Origin of the sequence: Paenibacillus lutimineralis (genome assembly GCF_003991425.1) — a bacterium.
Classification (GTDB): domain Bacteria; phylum Bacillota; class Bacilli; order Paenibacillales; family Paenibacillaceae; genus Fontibacillus; species Fontibacillus lutimineralis.
Genome location: NZ_CP034346.1, coordinates 4,390,333 through 4,409,471 on the forward strand (window position 1 = coordinate 4,390,333; position 19,139 = coordinate 4,409,471).

16 protein-coding genes are annotated in these 19,139 nt (G+C 46.5%); 6 read left to right on the plus strand and 10 right to left on the minus strand.

Annotation, left to right across the window (positions count from 1 at the left end; translation table 11 throughout):
- Positions 1-12 precede the first annotated feature (12 nt).
- Both EI981_RS19400 and EI981_RS19405 read right to left on the minus strand, forming a co-directional pair.
- Positions 13-1,299, minus strand: coding sequence for an alpha-L-fucosidase (locus tag EI981_RS19400; protein WP_127000974.1), 1,287 nt, complete (start codon positions 1,297-1,299; stop codon positions 13-15).
- A gap of 62 nt (positions 1,300-1,361) precedes the next feature.
- Positions 1,362-2,750 carry an alpha-L-fucosidase gene (locus EI981_RS19405; RefSeq protein WP_127000976.1) on the minus strand — a complete coding sequence of 463 codons (1,389 nt, stop codon included), beginning with the start codon at positions 2,748-2,750 and terminating at the stop codon, positions 1,362-1,364.
- Positions 2,751-2,895: 145 nt separating this feature from the next.
- On the opposite strand from EI981_RS19405, the gene EI981_RS19410 reads away from it, so the two are divergent.
- A complete protein-coding gene (locus EI981_RS19410) occupies positions 2,896-5,184 on the plus strand; it encodes a helix-turn-helix domain-containing protein (protein WP_127000978.1) in 2,289 nt (762 codons plus the stop codon).
- Positions 5,185-5,278: 94 nt separating this feature from the next.
- Here EI981_RS19410 and EI981_RS19415 read toward each other — a convergent pair whose 3' ends face one another.
- The 3 genes from EI981_RS19415 to EI981_RS19425 are packed head-to-tail and all read right to left on the minus strand — an operon-like array spanning position 5,279 to position 8,807.
- Entirely contained in the window at positions 5,279-6,880 is a 1,602-nt protein-coding gene (locus EI981_RS19415) for an extracellular solute-binding protein (RefSeq protein WP_127000980.1), read from the minus strand.
- A 34-nt stretch (positions 6,881-6,914) separates the two neighbouring features.
- Complete coding sequence (locus EI981_RS19420) at positions 6,915-7,823, minus strand: carbohydrate ABC transporter permease (RefSeq protein WP_127000982.1); 909 nt, start codon at positions 7,821-7,823, stop codon at positions 6,915-6,917.
- A gap of 15 nt (positions 7,824-7,838) precedes the next feature.
- The gene (locus EI981_RS19425; RefSeq protein ID WP_127000984.1) at positions 7,839-8,807 is read right to left on the minus strand and encodes an ABC transporter permease; all 969 of its coding nucleotides are present in this window, start codon (positions 8,805-8,807) and stop codon (positions 7,839-7,841) included.
- 407 nt (positions 8,808-9,214) lie between these two features.
- Between EI981_RS19425 and EI981_RS19430 the strand changes: the two genes are divergently transcribed.
- A complete protein-coding gene (locus EI981_RS19430; protein ID WP_127000986.1) occupies positions 9,215-10,414 on the plus strand; it encodes an MFS transporter in 1,200 nt (399 codons plus the stop codon).
- A gap of 92 nt (positions 10,415-10,506) precedes the next feature.
- Here the strand turns inward: EI981_RS19430 and EI981_RS19435 are convergent, their stop codons facing one another.
- Both EI981_RS19435 and EI981_RS19440 read right to left on the minus strand, forming a co-directional pair.
- Complete coding sequence (locus tag EI981_RS19435) at positions 10,507-11,295, minus strand: ABC transporter permease (RefSeq protein WP_127000988.1); 789 nt, start codon at positions 11,293-11,295, stop codon at positions 10,507-10,509.
- Positions 11,292-12,176, minus strand: a complete 885-nt coding sequence (locus tag EI981_RS19440) for an ATP-binding cassette domain-containing protein (protein WP_127000990.1) — start codon at positions 12,174-12,176, stop codon at positions 11,292-11,294. The genes EI981_RS19435 and EI981_RS19440 overlap by 4 nt, the downstream gene beginning before the upstream one ends.
- 158 nt (positions 12,177-12,334) lie before the next feature.
- Here EI981_RS19440 and EI981_RS19445 point away from each other — a divergent pair, with 158 nt between their 5' ends.
- A complete protein-coding gene (locus tag EI981_RS19445) occupies positions 12,335-13,114 on the plus strand; it encodes a TetR/AcrR family transcriptional regulator (RefSeq protein WP_127000992.1) in 780 nt (259 codons plus the stop codon).
- A 67-nt stretch (positions 13,115-13,181) separates the two neighbouring features.
- Here EI981_RS19445 and EI981_RS19450 read toward each other — a convergent pair whose 3' ends face one another.
- The 3 genes from EI981_RS19450 to EI981_RS19465 all read right to left on the minus strand — a co-directional run bounded on the left by EI981_RS19450 (position 13,182) and on the right by EI981_RS19465 (position 15,880).
- Positions 13,182-14,111: a hypothetical protein gene (locus tag EI981_RS19450; protein WP_127000994.1), complete on the minus strand. Its 930-nt coding sequence runs from the start codon at positions 14,109-14,111 to the stop codon at positions 13,182-13,184.
- Between the two features lie 35 nt (positions 14,112-14,146).
- Positions 14,147-15,097 (minus strand): helix-turn-helix transcriptional regulator, encoded by a 951-nt coding sequence (locus EI981_RS19455; protein WP_127000996.1) that lies wholly within the window; start codon positions 15,095-15,097, stop codon positions 14,147-14,149.
- A gap of 585 nt (positions 15,098-15,682) precedes the next feature.
- Positions 15,683-15,880: a cold shock domain-containing protein gene (locus EI981_RS19465; RefSeq protein WP_127000998.1), complete on the minus strand. Its 198-nt coding sequence runs from the start codon at positions 15,878-15,880 to the stop codon at positions 15,683-15,685.
- A gap of 242 nt (positions 15,881-16,122) precedes the next feature.
- Here EI981_RS19465 and EI981_RS19470 point away from each other — a divergent pair, with 242 nt between their 5' ends.
- The 3 genes from EI981_RS19470 to EI981_RS19480 all read left to right on the plus strand — a co-directional run bounded on the left by EI981_RS19470 (position 16,123) and on the right by EI981_RS19480 (position 19,110).
- Complete coding sequence (locus EI981_RS19470; RefSeq protein WP_127001000.1) at positions 16,123-16,356, plus strand: hypothetical protein; 234 nt, start codon at positions 16,123-16,125, stop codon at positions 16,354-16,356.
- Between the two features lie 538 nt (positions 16,357-16,894).
- A complete protein-coding gene (pepF, locus tag EI981_RS19475; protein WP_127001002.1) occupies positions 16,895-18,685 on the plus strand; it encodes an oligoendopeptidase F in 1,791 nt (596 codons plus the stop codon).
- Between the two features lie 101 nt (positions 18,686-18,786).
- Positions 18,787-19,110 (plus strand): LapA family protein, encoded by a 324-nt coding sequence (locus tag EI981_RS19480; RefSeq protein WP_127001004.1) that lies wholly within the window; start codon positions 18,787-18,789, stop codon positions 19,108-19,110.
- Positions 19,111-19,139 lie beyond the last annotated feature (29 nt).

The following is a 19,139-nucleotide window of genomic DNA, read 5'->3' on the forward strand; positions in this document are numbered from 1 at the left end:
GCTGTTCCCTCCTCAGTTATGTGTAACGACGGCTCCGGAACCACCGTACATCTCAATTTCCTCATCAAATTCCAGTTTCAACACCGTTACCTGCTCATGGGTATCCTCAGACGTCAGATGAATCCATGTCGTTCCCGGAATGTTGAACCAAGGTACGCCGCCATGAATGTCATGCGTCAGTTCTTTGCCCGAATGCAGCACCGTAATTTTCTGGATCTTGTTGCACAGCCCTTTCAGGCATACATTTTCCTTCGGATCATCGTACACAAACAAGTACAACGTCTTCCGGTCCTTGGACAGCGTGCTCCCTCCCAGGTAATATCGCGACATAATGCCTTCTTCGGTTCCGTAGATCGCTTCTTCATGGGTGCGTATCCATTCGCCAAGGCCAAGCAAAATATCTACCTGTCTCTGGTCGATCGTTCCATCTTCTCGAGGCCCGATATCCAGCAGCATATTCCCGCCCATCGAGATGCAATCGCAGAACATACGAATAATCTGGTTCAATGTCTTATAGTTATTGTCAGTCGGCATATATCCCCAAGAGCTGTTGATCGTAGTGCAGAACTCCCATGGTCCTTCAGGTCTCGTGATCGGCAGTCCCTGCTCCGGTGTCTTATAATCGCCGTGACCTTGAAGCCGTGAATTAATGATCAAATCAGGGTTAAAGGACTTCAGATATTGCTTGAACTCCGGCAGGTTCCACTGCTCCGCGCTACGTTCCCAGTCCCCATCGAACCAGAGCAGATCCACCTGCCCATAATTCGTTAATACTTCTTTGAGCTGATTATTATTGAATTCGAGGAACTTCTGCCATTTCTCTTCATCCTGCACCCCATCCAGCGGACTTGCGAAGCGGTTAACCTTGCTTAGATCGTCCGGAACTTTGCCGCCTTCATACACACTCGGATAATCCGGATGCGACCAGTCGATTAGCGAATAGTACATTCCGACCCGCAGCCCCTTCTTATGCATCGCCTCAGCATATTCCTTGATCAAATCACGCCCCGCCGATGTACTCTTCACCACATTTAGATCGCTATACTGCGTATCAAACAGTGCTACCCCGTCATGGTGCTTCGTCGTCAACACCGCATATTTAGCCCCAGACTTCTCAATCAGTTCCACCCACTCATCGGCGTTAAAGCGCGAAGCGGTGAAGCCCTCCAATTGCTCCATGTACTGCTCATACGACATTCTCCCGTTATAAAAAGACCATGATTCCGCCACACCATCTACCGCGTAAATGCCATAGTGAATAAAAATGCCTAGTTTAGCGTCCTCAAACCATTGCTGCATTCAGATCATCACCTTTCTGATTCGTTGCATGATCAAATTTATGAACAACCATATGCTAACTATTATTGAATCCGAAAGACATGGACGATTGGGGCCTTGCCCCCTGTCTCCGCATCCGGCAGACGAATTGCAACGCCCTGCTCAGTTTGGCGGAACTCCAGCTTGTCGTAGCTGCCAATCAAGTCGATTCGGCTGACTTCTCTACGCAACGGCAATACGATCTCCTGCGGTACCCTTGCCTCTTCATCCTTGTATAGATGGAAGGCGTACACTTTATCTGCCTTTTGCGTAAAATGAAGGTTCCCGATCGAATAAGGCTCGCAAATGCGCGTTCCATAAATTGCTTCCCCGTACACCTTCAGCCAATCCCCCATTCCCTGAATACGAGAAATCGCCGTTCTCGATATCCTGCCGTCCGGCTGGGGGCCCACATTTAAAGCCAGATTGCCGCCTTTGGCCACGATCTCGATGAACAGATGGATCAATTCGCGAACCGATTTATAGTGATCTTCATAGCGGAATGAGAAGGCCGACCCCATCGTGATACAGCTCTCCCAAGGTACATGAAGCGCTTGTTCTGGCAACGTCTGCTCTGGTGTAATTAGGTTCTCATAAGGACCTCCCACCGTGCGGTCTGCTGATAGCAGCCACGGTTGGATCTGCCGTGCCTTCTCCACGACCTCGCCTAAGCGGATGTTCTGATCGCGGTAATCATTCACCCATCCGGCATCAAGCCATAGCACGTCAATTCGGCCGTAGTTCGTCATGAGCTCCATAATCTGCTCATGCGTGAACTGGACAAACTGTTCCCACAGCCAAGGATATTCCTTCGGATCGTAGGTTGGACCGCGTGATGTGGTCGTTCCCGGGCGCATACCAGGCGCCCAGTAGTACGGCGTATGCCAATCCGCTTTGGAGAAATAAGCGGAGATGCCGAGTCCTCTGGCGCGGAAGGCATTAAACAGCTGCTTCGTAATATCGGCATATTTATGGGTATGGAACGGACAGTCTGGACCTGTAATACGGTATTCGGTCGTTCGCGTATCCCACATACAGAATCCATCATGATGCTTCGTCGTAAAATTCAAATACTTAAACCCGTTGTCAGCAGCGAGACTCGCCCACTGTTCAGGCTGAAATCGCAGCGGATTAAACGTCCTGTTCAAGGCGAAATATTCCCGCTTAAGCTCCTCCGCATCAATATCCCAGTCAATCTCATTGCGCGACCATTCCTCATCTACATCACTCAGCGCCCAGGATTCTACCAAGCCAAGCTGGGAATATGGTCCCCAATGCATCATCAGGCCAAGCTTCTGGTCCATGAACCACTCCAGACGCTCAAGCAGCAGTGGGTCCTGAGGCTTCACCCAGCTTTCTTCACTACTGTAATTATGAACTCCCTGTTCAACGACAGATTCGAATTCATTGGCAGGCGATTTGTTATCGCTCATGTTATCCCTCCGTATTTTATTGATGAGATTATCCAGCGATTCTATTAAAAACGCTTACTTTTCCAATGTTCTATGTCCAAATTTCCGATTTGTTGGTATCATTAACAATGCAATCAGAATGATCAGCAATTAGGAGGCAGAAGCTTTGAAACTGAACTATTTTAAATCCAAATTGTTTCTGAAATATATCTGGTCTTATTTATTCATACTACTTATTCCCTTGGTATTCATGACCGTGCTGATTTATAAAAACGCTGTCACAAGTCTCCGTACAGAAATCGAACAGTCACGCCTTGCCCAATTAACGCAGGCAAAAGTAGTTATAGACGGACGGATTAAGGAACTGAGCGAGATTGCTACCCGCATATCCTATGACAAAAGGCTTGCCAAATACCAGGTTCATGACCCTATCACCAACAGCGAATCCATCCAAGCTCTGGATCAATATAAAGCAACGAGCTCTATGATTGGCGAGATTTATTTGTATTTTCATAATGACGATAAAATTTACTCCAGCAAAGGCTTGAACGATTTCGATGTGTTCACAGACAATCTGCGCTTTGAGACCTGGGACAGGAACGCCCTGTTCCTCGATCTCAACCGTGCCAAGTATCCAACGATTCGACCAACCGACATCGTCAGCAACTCTAACGGAGTGCAGAAGTCGATGCTGGCTTACTTAATACCCATTACACCGAATAGTTCGAATCCGTTTGCCACCGTCATGTATCTCATCAATGAATCCGAGCTATCAAATCTGGTCAACACAATTCTAGGTAGTTACGAGGGCCAGACGTATATTATCGATAACGAGGGGCATGTGCTCGTCAACAACCGCCAAGGAAAAGTGCTATCAAGCGCAGAGACAAAATCATTGCTAGGCGACATCAAACCTGGTATTGAAGAACGTGTCATCGGCGGTGTCGCTCAATCGATCGTATCCGTCAAATCACAATCCAATGGTTGGACCTATGTGACGATGATGCCTAATTCGCAATTTTTCAGCAGTGTCGTTCACATTCGCAGCTTCATGCTCCTACTCTTCATCATCGTTGTCATCGTTGGCGTCGCAATCGCTCTCCTGCTGGCCAGAATGCAGTATCAACCGATCTCAATGCTTGCCCATTTCGCTGCAGGCAAGTCCGGCTCAGATCAAGTGAATAGAAATGCCGGCAATGAGCTTGAACGCATTCGCAATGCCTTGCAAGAGTACAGTTCCAAGGTTGATCTGCAAGAGCCATTCGCCCGCCATCATTTTCTGACGATGCTGCTCAAATTCGGTCATGCTCAGAGCATTACGCCAGAATTACGTGAAGCGTTTGGCCTGGAATTCAACCGTTCTCATTACTTCGTAATGGTCATCGGCTGGGATGACGATGACCACAGCGACATCCAAGAATATCAGGATATGATCGCACTACTCACACAGATTGAATTCCCGGAACTATCTGCCCATGGATACGGTGTTGAACTATCGCGAATGGACCAGCTTGGCCTGATCATCAACTTTGATCTGGAAGACGAGTCCGCTGCATTCAATTATATCCACTTAATTACAGAAGCGGTGCGTGCCAATTTGTTAGAAGGTTTCGATATTGTACCGACGATCGGAGTTGGGTCATCGTATACCAACTTCGATCAGCTTAATCAATCCTACATTGAGGCTTGCTCGGCCTTCGAAATGCGATTGACAGAACATGGGTCCGTGAATTATTTTGATAAGCTAACGACGATGCATGATCATACGTACTGGATTCCGAGCAATCTTCTTCTGAAATTGTCACAGAGTCTGAAGCAAGGCAGCTACGACGTCGCGGCGCAAATTATTCATTCTGCCTTCGTCAGTCTGCAATCTTCCGGACTCTCGGCCCTATATATTCGCTGTATCTGTTTCGATCTGCTCAATACCATTTTGAAGACTGTAGATGAGCTGGGCAGTTCCCACCATCTCGTCCAAGAGATCACAACGCATCTGCTGCATAGTAGCTCCATGGATGAGCTGGAGAACAGCTTGCTAGAACTCGCTTCCGACGCCTGTAAGCAGGTCGAGCAGAACGAACATCAGGAGGAGCAATCGATCATTGATCGCATCATCGTCTATATTGATGAACACTATATGAATCATACGCTGAGCCTTGATACTGTTGCCTTCGAGTTCGGTATCTCGCCGTCCCATGCTAGCCGTACCTTCAAGGAGAAGCTGGGTATCAACTTCGTCCAATATGTATGGCAGAAGAGAATGGAAGAAGTGAAGAGTCAGCTCAAGTCGACCAATGATTCGATCAAGAACATTATCACGAATGTTGGATATATGGATGCGCCGAACTTCATCCGCAAGTTTAAAAAAGAGACAGGCTACACGCCAGGTCAATATCGCAAACAGTTCTCATCCTGCGATAATCTAGACGCATCAGAAAGCGACTTGCATAGCTAATAATGATGAAAGCCAACATCCGGTCTCGCGACCGGGAGATGTTGGCTTCATTTTTTTTACAAAGTCGGACTCTGATGGAGTTCTTCTCTATTTCTTATTTCTTAGAACGGTCGTAAGCAGCTTGATATAATTCAATGTAGCGGTCTACACCCATCTTCTTGAGTTGATCTGTGTACTTGTTCCAGTTGGACAACGGTTCTTGCCCCGTTACGAACCTCGCTTCCATCTGTTTAACATAGGTGTCAAGATCAGATAACAAGGCGGAGGCTTCTGTCTGCTCGTCATTGGTCAAATATACGTTAGGGAATGGGCTTCTACCGATCGGCACAAGCTTCTCGGTATTTTCCTTGTCAATCCATTCATCGAAGTCGCTTCTAAGCCCTATGCTTACTTCGCTGGAATTGATTCCTGGGGTCAGAATACCGTAGTTTGGTGTAATTGTACCGCGATAATCCTCGCGATCCTTGCCTCCTGGAACAGGCAGCCATTCTTTTTCATGAGCTTCTTTATTCGTATATTTCCATAACAGGTTCTCAGGTCCTTGCCCGAACAATGTAGCTCCATCATAGCTATACAGATAGTCGATCCACCGCATTGTCGCTTCCGGATTCGGATCCTTGTTAGTAATGGCAAAGGTACCATTGGTTGAGATTCCCGGATGTTTGCCATATACCGGTGTGCCTTGAATATCACTGCTTACTGGCGTCATCAATGGATTATCCTCACTAGGTTCCTCGCCAAGCGTGAAGTATGGATAGTAATCACTGAATAGCGCAACCTGGTTGTTCTTGCCTTTGGCCTTCTTCTGTTCATCGGTTTGCGAGAAGGTCTCATGATCCAGCAGATCCTCATTCCAAAGTCGATTCAGGAAGGTCAAATATTCTTTATAACCTTCATCTGCTGGCGAATAGTGCACTTTACCATCGTTATCGACATAGATGGTCTCGCTATACATCCCCCAGAAACCGAGGAAAAACATGCGCAAATCGTCCAGTTTTACCGAAGTCAGTGGAACTTCGTCCTTTTTGCCGTTGCCGTTCGGGTCCTCTTCTCTTACCCGTTTCAAGTAAGTATAGAGTTCATCGGTCGTCTTAGGCAGTTCTGTCATATTGAGCGCTTTCAAAAATTTCCCGTTATACCACATCGGTCCGCGATACCATACAGCGGCTAGGTCAATAAATGGAAGTGCATAAATATGTCCGTCTGGTGTAGTGAACGATTGACGAATCTCAGGATGTTCATCAAAAATCTTCTTAAGGTTCGGTGCATAGCCTTCATCGATATATTTCTCCAGAGGGATCAATACACCTTGCGAACCATAGGTCACCTGTTCTGATGGCTTCAAGTCCGCTGCAAAGAATACGTCTGGCAAATCTCCACTAGCAAATACAAGGTTCTTCTTCGTAGCGAAGCTATCGATTGGAGTCAATTGATAGGTGAATTTGATCCCGGTAAGCTTCTCCATCTCCTTCAAGACAGGCATGGCATTCCAGTCCGCAAGACCGGCATCCTGCGACATCATCGAGAGGGTAAGAGGTTGATCTACTATCGGGAAGCCTTCCTTCTTCACATCTGAGTTGGCACTATTTGCTGCTGAATTCTGATTCGAGCTGTTATTTGATCCGCAAGCTGATACCAGACTCGCTGATAGAGCAAGGCAAAGAGCGATTGACGATAGCTTATAAATTTTTTTCATTAGCTAAACTCCCCTTTTTTGATAGTTAATGTTATTAACCTTTAACAGAACCAATCATAACACCCTGTACAAAATACCGCTGTAAAAATGGATAGATCACGATAACTGGAATCGTTGCTACAATAATGACCGCATATTTGACCAAAGCCGCGATTTCCGCCTTGCTATTCATAGCTGCGGCCGTTGAAGTATCAATCGCTCCGCCGCCTTGTGCAGACATCTCTTGAAGCACTAGAATCTGTCTTAAGACGAGTTGAAGCGGGTATTTCCCAGCGTCATTCAAGTAGATCATAGCCGAGAAATAGTTGTTCCAGTGACCGACCCCATAGAACAGAGCCATAACCGCGATAATTGGCATAGAGAGCGGCAGAATAATTTTGATGAACAGCCTCATATTCGTACATCCGTCCACTTGGGCAGCATCCTGTAGTTCTGGCGGAATAGAGCCCTGGAAGAAAGTACGTGATACGATAATATTCCAGATCGATGCCGCAGAAGGGATCACAATTGCCCACATCGAATTGATCATGCCAAGCGACTTAATCAGCAAATAGGATGGTACCAGTCCGCCACTGAAGAACATGGTAACCATGAACATGCCCATGAAGAAGTTGCGACCAACAAAGTCTTTACGGCTCAACGCATAAGCTGCAGGCAGTGTAACGACCAGATTGATCGTTGTACCGACAAGCGTGTATAGAATAGTATTACTATAGCCAATCCAAATACTCGTATTCTCAAATACTCGCTTATAACCATCGAACGTAATTCCTTTTGGCCACAGCCACATCTCCCCGGAAGCAACATACTTCGGATCACTGATGGAAGCACTGATCATATAAAGCAAAGGATACAGCACAACGACAAAAGCTAGGATTACAAAAAAGTAAGTAAAAGCTAGAAATAACTTGTCTCTTCTCGTCTCTTTAACACCTAATAGCATTCGTGCCCCTCCTTCCTACCACAGACTATTGTCGCTCGTCCGCCGTACAATCTGATTCACAGTAACCAGCAGAATGCAGTTAATTACCGAGTTGAACAAGCCGATCGCTGTTGAGAAACTGTACTGTGCATCAACGAGACCGGAGCGGTACACGAAGGTAGCAATGACGTCCGATGAAGTCATATTCAACGGATTTTGCAGCAACAGGATTTTCTCAAATCCTACGCCAAGCAAGCTGCCTATGTTCAAAATCAGCAAGATTGTCATCGTAGGGACTATGGTAGGTAAGTTAATATTGCGTATCCGTTGGAAACGTGACGCCCCATCGATAATAGCCGCCTCATGAAGCCCAGGGTCGACGCCAGATAGTGCCGCCAAATAGATGATCGTTCCCCAGCCGGCGCTCTGCCATACTCCTGACAAGACATATACCGTCTTGAACCATCTCGGATCAGTTAGGAAAGCAGGTGCTTGCAAGCCCATTCCTTCGATCATATGAACAATGATCCCGGTGGACGGGGACAGGAATGAGATGATCATCCCGGCCATGACTACTACAGAAATAAAGTGCGGTGCATATGTCACCGTCTGGGCTAGCTTCTTGAAGAAGCCGTTTCTGATCTCATTGAAGGCCAGAGCAAGAATAATCGGGATCGGAAATCCTATGGCTAGTTCATACAAGCTGATGCTCAGTGTGTTCCATAGCAAATCCCAAAAATAATAAGAATGGAAGAATCGTTCAAAATGATCGAATCCAACCCATGGACTCCCCGTAATCCCTTTGGTCGGGATAAAGTTCTTGAACGCAATCTGAATACCGTACATCGGCCCGTATGAGAAAATAAGAAAGTATAAAAATGCGGGCGCAATGAAGATGTACAATTCCCAGTTCTGTATGATGCGCTTCCATAGGTCCTTACCAGCGCCATTCTTCCCGGGCTTTAACATAACCTTGCCTGAGACAGCAGCCTTGGTGTCTTGCATAGGATCACCCCTTTCAGTTCGATTTCTTAGATGTTCTTTTTTTAAATGTTCAACTTGTCTTGCTATTTGCGAATCCTGCAGGATTGCTAGCGCTTACATTTCTAACGATAGCGCTGAAGGATTGAACCGTAAATATGTGGTTTCTGAGCCTATACAATCCACGCCCCGCAAGGCTTAAGCCGTTTTGACAATAATGGCCACAACGCCGAAATGTGTTTTTTTTGCTCAAAAAAGATAGCGTTTACATTTGAGATCAGATTTGACCAATTCACCTATATCTCAATGATAATAATATCTCCCTCTTTTTCCGACAGCTTATGATATACTAGCTTTAATTGTATTGTAAGACATAGCTTGATTTACGAATCCTACATACAACACCACCGAAACGAGGTCGTCATCACTATATGGAACCGTCTTCATTATCTCGGCCCAATCTATCATCGATGCGCGCTTTCTCCTTTACCATATACGGAACGATGGTGCTGGTCAGCACCTATTTCCCGCTCTTCTATGCCAAGCTCGGATTTTCGAACAGCCAAATCGGAGTCTTGTATGCGCTGGGTCCCATGATTTCTCTGATAGCCAATCTCCTATGGAGTATCGCCAGCGATAAGTATAGAACGGTCAAAAAGATCATGTGCATCCTATTAATAGGTCAAATCATCATGTCTTACATCCTTTCGATTTCAACCTCTTTTTCCATGATCATGCTGATTATTACGATATTTTATTTCTTCTTCTACCCTGTCTTCCCACTGTCTGATACGATTGCGATTAATGCTGCCAAGCAGCATGGCAAGAGCTTTATTACCATTCGGATCTTCGGCTCCATAGGCTACGCCTTCTTTGCGCTTGTCATCGGGTATGTGCTATCAGTGATCGGTGCATCCAGGACGATGTGGGTAACTATGGCTATAGCTGGCATTGCGCTGCTTATTACGATGTTCATCCAGGACCAGAGCAGTCCAGTCGCGAAAATGAACATGTCTGGGATCTGGTCCATCCTGCGCCAGAAGGAGCTGCTATGGTTCTTCGGCTGCGTCTTCTGTCTCGCTATCTCGGCGCGTATGAACGATGCCTTCCTAACAATTACCCTCAAAGATCTGGGGGCTGGAGAAAATGTGATCGGCTGGGCTCAGCTAGCTTCCTCCTGCTCTGAAATACCGATCTTTCTATTTCTAAGCATTTATGGGGACAGGTTTAAGGAACTGCCGCTGCTTATCTTTGCCAGTCTAGTATTTGCAACCCGATTCCTGCTCGTTAGTCTAACGGGATCGGCCTATGCGATCATCGCGATCCAATTAATGCATAGCCTCTCCTTCGGCATTTTCTATGTCACAGCGATACGGATGCTCACCCGACTGATTCCTGATGAATTCCGGGCAACCGGAATGGCCTTATTCACAATTGCATGGTCCAGCGCTTCCGGTCTACTCAGCGGTACCTTGGGCGGAATCGTATTCGAACAGTTCGGCCGCCAGCGCTTCTATCTGATTGCCATGACGTTCGCACTCATCGCTTGCATTGGCTTTGCGACCCGCTATTTTCACCGCGATCCAGCAATACGTGCAAGGAAATCTATCGGCTCCTCGAAGAAAGGTTAAAGCCTTTTACATTAATGAAGAAAAGCAGCCTGCACTCCTTTTGGAGAACAGACTGCTTTTTATTATTACTGGCTGATGAAGTATAACAGAAATTACCGCTGCCCCGCTTTTCGGTGAAATAACCAGGTGGACCAAATAAGCGAGGCCGCCAGAATCAACACGCACCAGCCCAGCGCCCACCAGATGTGGTCATGAACCGGATTTCCCATGAGTAGTGCACGAATGGTTTCAATAACCGGTGTAATCGGTTGGTTGTTTGCTACACCTTGCAACCAGACTGGCATCGTACTCGTTGGAACAAAAGCACTGGACAAATACGGTAGGAACAACAGCACAAATCCATATCCGCTTGCAGCGGCAGGCGATTTAACAACGAGACCGATCGCGGCGAATAACCAGGTGAACGTCAAGATGAACAAAGTAATTACGCCTACTGCTCCGAACCAAGCCCCCAAACTTGCTCCAGGTTGGAAACCGACAAGAAGCGCAATGCCAAACACAATAGCTGTCGCCAGCAAATTACGTGCCACACTTGCTACCACATGGCCTGTAATCACGTGGATGCTGTGAATCGGCATGGTCTGAAATCGGTCGATGATGCCATTGGTCATGTCGGTCGTTACTTCCACAGCTATACTGGAAGAACCAAACCCCGCACATAACAAGATGATTCCTGGAACGACGTAATTTACATAATCCCCACCAGGGGCGATTGCCCCACCGAATACATAAGTGAACATCAGCATAAGCATGATGGGAAGCATAATCGCCATAATCAAAACCTCGGCATTACGCAGGCTGTGCAGTAGACTGCGGCTGATAAATACACCGCTTGTGACTATTTGGGATGGCTCTTTGATTGATGAAACGTTCTGAATCATAAAGCAGCCTCCTTTTCTGTTGCAGTTAAAGCCAGGAATACATCATCCAGACTTGGTCTGCGGATACTGATCCGTGTTCCTTCCCCTGCCGTTTGCACTAGGCCATCCAAAATCTCTTTCAAGTCAGCGATGCTCCCGCCCGTTGGAATTTCCCGGATAACATCGTCATGGGTATTGCGGAGTTCAACGACTTCCCCACCGATTCGAGATTTCATCTCTACCGGGGTTCCATGGGCTACAATACGGCCATCCGAGATGACAGCAATGGTGTCAGCCAGTTGATCGGCTTCCTCCAGATATTGCGTCGTCAGGAACACGGTGACTCCGTCTGCGGACAAATCGAGGATGATATCCCATAATGCGCGCCTGCTCCGTGTATCCAGACCCGTCGTTGGTTCATCCAAAAATAAAATCGGCCTCCTGACAACTAGACTAAGTGCCAAATCCAGCCGCCGCCGCATCCCTCCAGAGAAAGTCTTTACCCGCTTGCGTGCTACTTCCGTCAGGTTAAAATACTCAAGCAACTCACTAGCCCGTGCCCGCGCTGCCATCCGCGAGAGACCGGAGAGCCTGCCCATCATCCTTAGGTTTTCTTCGCTCGACAAGGACTCATCGACAGCAGCAAATTGACCCGTCAAACTAATGGATAGCTTCACCTTTTCTTTGTCACGAACCACATCATATCCCGCTACCTTGGCTGATCCCCCATCGGGAGCAACCAAGGTCGAGAGAATGTTAATTAATGTGGTTTTACCAGCGCCGTTTGGTCCTAGCAGTGCAACAATTTTCCCCTCTGGAACCTTCAAGTCAACTCCATTTAAAACGGTTTGCTGGCCAAACTTTTTTTGCAAGGCGGAAATTTCAATCGCGTATGAGCTCATCCTTTCTCCTCCTTATAATTAATTTGTATATTACATAAACAGTTTATTGCATACACAGTATATTCCATATACAATTAGAGTGCAATATAAAAATGATAAAAAATTTATAAATATATCTTGAACCACTAATGGATAAGTCATGAGGGGATTGTGAAGCAATGGATAATGAAAGAATGGACAACCTGCCTCTAGGAGTAGCACTTAGCTGGGGGCTTGTTGAGCCACCAAAGCGGGGACCCAAACGAGAAATGAGCATCGAGAAAATCGTTGAAACCGCGATTGCTATTGCGGATGAGGAAGGTCTATCCGCTGTGTCTATGAGCCGGATCGCTTCGACTCTAGGGTTTACGACCATGTCTCTATACCGCTACGTTCCAAGTAAAGACGACTTATTACTGCTGATGATGGATGCCGCGTGCGATATAGATATCGCAGAGGAAGCCGAGCAGGACATGGATTGGCGTGAAAAAATGCGCCGGTTTGTTCGGGCAAACATCAATGTGATACGTAAACATCCTTGGTATACCGATATTACAATCACTGGAGTCCCGATGACACCTAATAATATGGAAATAGCGGACATTGGACTACGAAGCACCCGGGACCTGCCGCTTAACGATTATGAGAAACTGTCGATCGTACTCCTCTTAAGCAGCTATGCACGCTCTTGTGGAATTATTATGAACGATTTGGAACGGACCCTAAAGGCTGGAAAGAGTCCTGGTTCATTTACCGGTTTTGATTACAGCGATGCATTGAAAAAGCTGGTGACTCCCGATCGTTTTCCGGATTTATATCCGCTCGTGATGTCAGGGGTGTATACCCATGAAGCAGAGGAGGCCAACCCCATTGGAAATGACTTCGAATTCGGGCTGGAGCGTATTCTGGACGGGGTTGAACACTATCTTTCACTGAAAAAGGGTAAGGAACGGAACTGAATCTCCAACCTAAAAAAGAACCTTGATAGGGCACGCCTATCAAGGTTCTTCTAATTAGGTCAATCTATTAATTCTCTGTACCAAAGGATATTTTTTTACCCAAACGCCCATACGCTTTCAGCGTAATTAATCGATCAACTGTTATCGAACCACGCCACTCCTGCTCTCCTGTCGGACTGACCGCCGGAAACGTGATATTCCAGCCCCCGTCAGCTTGCTGACCATCCATTAACCAATCCAAATGCCGCTCTATATTATCAGATTGAAGGAGCCGGTTAGCATAACAGTCTGGGGTCTTCGCGTAATCGAGAACCTTGTGGACGTATCCTTCAGCATGGACGTTCTTCTCTATACCTTTCGGCCCAGTTAGCCATTCATCAAGAATTCCCTTATATTTTGCCGTCCGTTCTGGCTCTCCTGGTACCGTCTCCAGGAAGGAGATCCATTGCATCGCATCATGATAATCACCAGGTCCTGCAGAAGATTCCTCCAGACAGCGCCATACAAAGCCTACTTGTTCCTGGAACCATTGTTCAGCTTGAAACTCAGTGCATTCGGATTGTCCAAGCAGTATGCCGATAATGCTTCCCGTCGGATTTAGAGACGGAACACCGTCTTGTTCTGTTGTCCACCAAGGAGCATGTGGGTAATCGTTCACAGCAGTTGTAGCCCGCGGTAAGCCACCCCCAGAGAGACTTATTCCCTGTAAATAGGACAGGGTACCGTCTAGCATAACACTATCAAATCCGCCGACTTCCTTGATGATTAACAGTGCTGCCTCCGTGGTTACAGGCTGACTATGCGGACAGCGCATATCCGGTTCAAGGGCATTCCCAAAGCCGCCATCCTGGTTCTGATAAGCTTGTAGGGCGCGCAGTACATCCGACTTGGAGCCATTCTCGAAATGGTACGCGAACCGCATCCGATCCAGTAATCTTGCATTTTTATAGATAAAATCCTTGCTCCGCTCCAATACATTTCTACTTTCATTCTTCATACTACAATCCCCCTCTATTCCTTTGAGACTTTCCGTCAGTCATTGCTCGAATATTTCCGTACCAGCTGCTCCGCCTTCGCACGGATCTCTTCCTGAAGCCGTACAGGCTCCAGCACTTCAGCATCAAGCCCGATATAGTAGAAAAAATCCACCGCCCAGCTCCATTCCGATGCCGGGCAATCAAAGGCAACCTCCCACTCTTCATCTTCAGTCTGCTTGACCAGATGCCCCATATGAGGATCTTGCTCTGCCAACAGCGCCCCGCGATAAGTGAGCTTCGCATATATATGTACGGACTGCTCAAACACTGTCGCCTCCTTAGACGAACTGAGTGAACCAAGCTCATGTTCCACCTCAGACTCTGGCATGCTGGAAGCCTCCACTTCTACGAAACGGTCGACCCGAAATGTACGCACTTCCCCATGATGGGAAGAGTACGCTTCACAGTACCAGAACCCATAGGCTGCATACACTCTCAGCGGACGGATATTTAATTGTCGGCTGTGATTCTGCGAACGATACAACGTTAATAACCACTGCCCATTCGCCGCATACTTCATCAACTCGCTTAAATATGGTGTTTTATAACGACGATCCGGCACCTCCATTTCTACATGTCCCAGTAAAGGAGTAATTTGACCTAAAGTATGCTCCGGTAATACGGAACAGATCTTGTCCCTCACTGTCCATCTAGCTTGTTGAAACGGACTGTCGCTGTACTTCATCATCCCGTCCAAAGCAAGCAGCAGTACCAGCGCTTCCTCCGTATCCAACTGCAGCGGGGGCAGTCTGTACCCTTCCATCAAGCGGTATCCACCGCCAGGACCGCTTACCGCGTAGATCGGAACACCGATCTCAGACAGCGCCTGCACATCGCGCAGAATCGTCCGCTTCGACACCTCCAGCTTATCGGCAAGTGATTGCGCCGTTTCCGTCTGATGCTGAAGCGCCAACACAATGGCCATCATTCGATCCATCCGTTTCATTGCTGATCCTGTCCCCCGTTCCATCCCAAATATATCAAACCATTGGTGACAACTGTTTGTCGCCAATTTTAAAGGTCACTATATGTAATAAAAAAACATTTATCCGATGCATTATTCTATACCGATCTAACAATTATTTTGCCCGATCTTGCTGACATTCCCGATATTGGACTTTCCCCAGTAATTCCTAGTAATTCAACTCGCTCAGCTATTTTCCTGCTCCCCTCAGCACCCCGTCATTCTCTAACGAAACGTGGTAACGCTATTTGATCTAATAAGAGCTGCTGAAAATTGTAACGAAACTGTGTATCGCTATTTGAGCAAAAAACGACCAAAAGCCTGTTTTTAGAGTAAATAACGTTCTGTAGTTTCGTTAGACTTGAAATGCCCGTGATTTTAAATCAATAACGATCCGTAGTTTCGTAGAGCAAAACAGGCACAACTTGCTGCTGCTAGGGGCCGGGCTAATGACAGCATCTTCACTAGGCTTCAAACGCAAAAAAACACAGCCCTAGTTAGAGCTGTGTCTTTCATTATCGCGCTTGGAACCAAACTTTATAAGTGATCCGTTAAACGGAATAGATCTTATAATTTGATTACGTTAGCAGCTTGAGGCCCACGGTTGCCCTCAGTGATTTCGAACTCAACGGCTTGACCTTCGTCCAAAGTTTTGAATCCGTCGCCTTGGATTGCAGAGAAATGTACGAATACGTCTTCGCCGCCTTCAACTGAAATAAAGCCATAGCCTTTCTCTGCGTTAAACCATTTAACTGTACCTTTCAAATGAACAACCTCCTAAAAATAATCGCCATCGTTGACGAATAACCATATTATACTCTATGCCCATGAACATTGCAACGTGTCATTTTATTAAAAAATCTTTTATTCCCATTCGGCCAAGCCCCTTTTTTATTTGCTTTCCTTCATATAGTGCGTTATCATTTTCATAAAAATGTTCCAATTCAAGATGATTAAAATTAGAAGTAATTTATCGTCTCAATTGATGTACAGATTGGAGAGTCATAATGATAAAAAAACATCAAATATACAAACACGACAACTGGAATATGATGACTGTGGAGGTGCAAGGTAAGTATATTGTTCTGCGTGAAATCTCGGACCAATGGGGCGAGGAAACACATACATTTCTTAGCCGTCCCGCCCTCATGAAATGGGCCAATGATCGGTTCCCGAAGGAAGAATTCGTAGGTCGGGAAGAGGAATGGAAAGAAATTATGGACGCCTTCAAGCTCGTCTAGAAGGCCTGTCCGGAGGTCCTTTAACTTGATTGCAATCGCGGCCCCCAACTGGCGGCTGCGATTCTAAAATATGTAGAAAGTGAGTATTTTCATGGAGAGCAATTACGTTATCTTCATTATTTGCGCATTCTGTCTAGGGCTTGTAGTGATTTTAAACAAGAACTCCATCTCGCCCAAACTGAAACGCGGACTTGCCATCACCTCTATATTCATGATTGTGGCTGCCTTTGTTTTAATCGTTTATAGTTTTTGGAATTTAAGTTGATTCAAAGTTCTGGAGGATAGCTGCCAGCAAATAGAACTCATCAATTGAGGATATACTAACTCCTATATATTAACAGTGTATGTTCAAAAAGTCCGATTTTCAGCACCCTTTTGAACTACCTCTAAATAGGAGGGCATTTCCATCTTGAACCAACATTCCATACTTCCTCTCTTGCTATCCGGCTGCCTGCTGTTCTCCGGAATATTCGTCGACACCGCTTTTCAACAACCAGCATCTGCAACTTCATTTCATCCAAAACAGAGGAGGATACCAATGAGCACATTACCAAAACGATCCGCAGTTGAACAAAACAATACTTGGGAGCTTAAGGACCTATTCGCAAACCAACAAGCCTGGGATGCATCCTACAATGAAGTAAAGGAATCGAAGAAGAAACCATCGGAATACGAGGGCAAATTGAACAGTCCGCAAAGCATCAAAGAAGTGTTTGTGCTCGAGGACGACATCTCTCTTAAGCTTGAGCGTCTGTACGTATATGCTCATCTGCATCATGATGAAGACACAACCAACCCTACATATCAGGCACTGCTACAAAAAGCCAAGAAATTGAGCGTTGAGGTGAGTGAGGCATTATCCTTCATCACCCCTGAGATTCTGTCCCTTCCTGAGAAGGAACTTGATGCACTGATTGATAGCCCAGAGCTGGCCGACTATAAATTTACCTTGCAGGAGATCAAGCGTGAGAAAGCTCATGTTCTCAGCAAGACTGAAGAAGCACTACTCGCTCAGGTTGGCAATTTATCTCAAGCACCACAGAACATCTTCGGCATGATCAACAATGCTGATATGAAATTCCCGAACATCGAGGATGAGAACGGCAAGGAAGTTCCGCTCACCCATGGTAGCTATATCCAATATTTAGAGAACCCGAACCGCGATGTCCGCCGTCGCGCTTTCAAGGCTGTCTATGAAACCTATGCCAAGCAGAAGAATACGATTGCCGCTACCTTTAGCGCGAATGTGAACAAGAACATGTTCTATTCCCGCGTTCGCAAATATCCTTCCGTGCTGGAAATGTATCTGAGTGGGGACAACATTCCAAAAGAAGTCTACACCAATCTCATCGACACAATCCATGAGAGCCTGCCACTTCTGCAGCGCTATATGAACCTTCGCAAGAAACTGCTCGGTTTGAACGAACTGCATATGTACGATTTGTTCGCTCCATTAGTTGAGGAATATAAATGGGATATCACATACGATGAAGCTAAGCAGACCATACTTGAAGGATTGAAACCGCTTGGTGAGGAATATCTTCAGGTACTGCGCCAAGGCTTCCAGAATCGCTGGATCGACGTATATGAGAACGAAGGTAAGCGGACCGGAGCATACAGCTGGGGCGCCTACGGCACACATCCATATGTTCTACTTAACCATAAGGACAACCTGAACAGTATGTTCACTCTGGCGCATGAGATGGGTCATGCCCTACACTCCTATTTCTCGGATGAAGCTTTGAAATATCGGGATGCTCAGTACACCATCTTCCTGGCCGAAGTGGCATCAACGACAAACGAGGCACTGCTGATGGACTATCTGCTTAAGAAGTCCACCGATCCGAAGCAGAAGCTCTATCTGTTGACCTACTATGCGGATCAGTTCCGTACAACGATCTTCCGTCAGACGATGTTCGCCGAGTTCGAGAAGATCGTGCATGAGCGAGCTGAGGCTGGTGAGGCACTGACACCGCAAGAGTTGTCGTCCATCTACTACGATCTCAATGTGAAATATCATGGCAACGAAATGAACGTCGACCAGGATATTGAGATGGAGTGGGCACGGATTCCGCATTTCTACAATAGTTTCTATGTGTACAAATATGCGACCGGCTTCTCCGCAGCTACTAGCTTCTCCAAGAAGATTCTTGATGAAGGCAAGCCAGCAGTAGATCGTTATCTGGGCTTCCTGAAGAGCGGAGGCAGTGATTTCTCCATTAACATTCTGAGCAGAGCCGGGGTCGATATGTCGTCTCCTCAGCCAATCCGCGAAGCGATGAGCGTGTTCGAGGATGTTATCAAACAAATGGAAGAGCTGACGAAATAATCGTCAGATTATTTCCTCTTCACATCAGCGTTATTAAAAAAATCCCTTGCCCCTTGTGGGAGAGGGATTTTATACTGTCAATAAGAAGGAGGTGTTACCTCATGAAAATCCAATGGTCTCTTATTCTCGCTCTTGTATTTGCGCTAATTACTGCGGTCTTTGCTGTAATTAATGTAGATACGGTCGAAGTGAACCTACTGTTTGGAACGGTCGGCCTACCGAAGATTCTGCTCATTCTCGGATGTACTCTACTCGGCGGTATTATTGTCGGTTCCTTCGGTATTTTCCGCGGCTACCGCCTGCAGAAGCAAGTCAAAACTCTGAATGCCCAGCTTGTACATATCCAGGAAGCTACAGGCTATGTTTTTCCGGAAACGAAGCCGGAAGAATTGCCTGCTGAAGAACAGCCTACAACTAACAGCTAATCTGGTCGTTTCGCTCATCTAGAGGAACA

Coding starts and splice junctions, on each gene's coding strand:
- EI981_RS19400 (WP_127000974.1), bottom strand. CDS start 1,299: ATGCAGCAATGGTTTGAGGACGCTAAACTAGGCATTTTTATTCACTAT.
- EI981_RS19405 (WP_127000976.1), bottom strand. CDS start 2,750: ATGAGCGATAACAAATCGCCTGCCAATGAATTCGAATCTGTCGTTGAA.
- EI981_RS19415 (WP_127000980.1), bottom strand. CDS start 6,880: ATGAAAAAAATTTATAAGCTATCGTCAATCGCTCTTTGCCTTGCTCTA.
- EI981_RS19420 (WP_127000982.1), bottom strand. CDS start 7,823: ATGCTATTAGGTGTTAAAGAGACGAGAAGAGACAAGTTATTTCTAGCT.
- EI981_RS19425 (WP_127000984.1), bottom strand. CDS start 8,807: ATGCAAGACACCAAGGCTGCTGTCTCAGGCAAGGTTATGTTAAAGCCC.
- EI981_RS19430 (WP_127000986.1), top strand. CDS start 9,215: ATGGAACCGTCTTCATTATCTCGGCCCAATCTATCATCGATGCGCGCT.
- EI981_RS19435 (WP_127000988.1), bottom strand. CDS start 11,295: ATGATTCAGAACGTTTCATCAATCAAAGAGCCATCCCAAATAGTCACA.
- EI981_RS19440 (WP_127000990.1), bottom strand. CDS start 12,176: ATGAGCTCATACGCGATTGAAATTTCCGCCTTGCAAAAAAAGTTTGGC.
- EI981_RS19445 (WP_127000992.1), top strand. CDS start 12,335: ATGGATAATGAAAGAATGGACAACCTGCCTCTAGGAGTAGCACTTAGC.
- EI981_RS19450 (WP_127000994.1), bottom strand. CDS start 14,111: ATGAAGAATGAAAGTAGAAATGTATTGGAGCGGAGCAAGGATTTTATC.
- EI981_RS19455 (WP_127000996.1), bottom strand. CDS start 15,097: ATGAAACGGATGGATCGAATGATGGCCATTGTGTTGGCGCTTCAGCAT.
- EI981_RS19470 (WP_127001000.1), top strand. CDS start 16,123: ATGATAAAAAAACATCAAATATACAAACACGACAACTGGAATATGATG.
- pepF (WP_127001002.1), top strand. CDS start 16,895: ATGAGCACATTACCAAAACGATCCGCAGTTGAACAAAACAATACTTGG.
- EI981_RS19480 (WP_127001004.1), top strand. CDS start 18,787: ATGAAAATCCAATGGTCTCTTATTCTCGCTCTTGTATTTGCGCTAATT.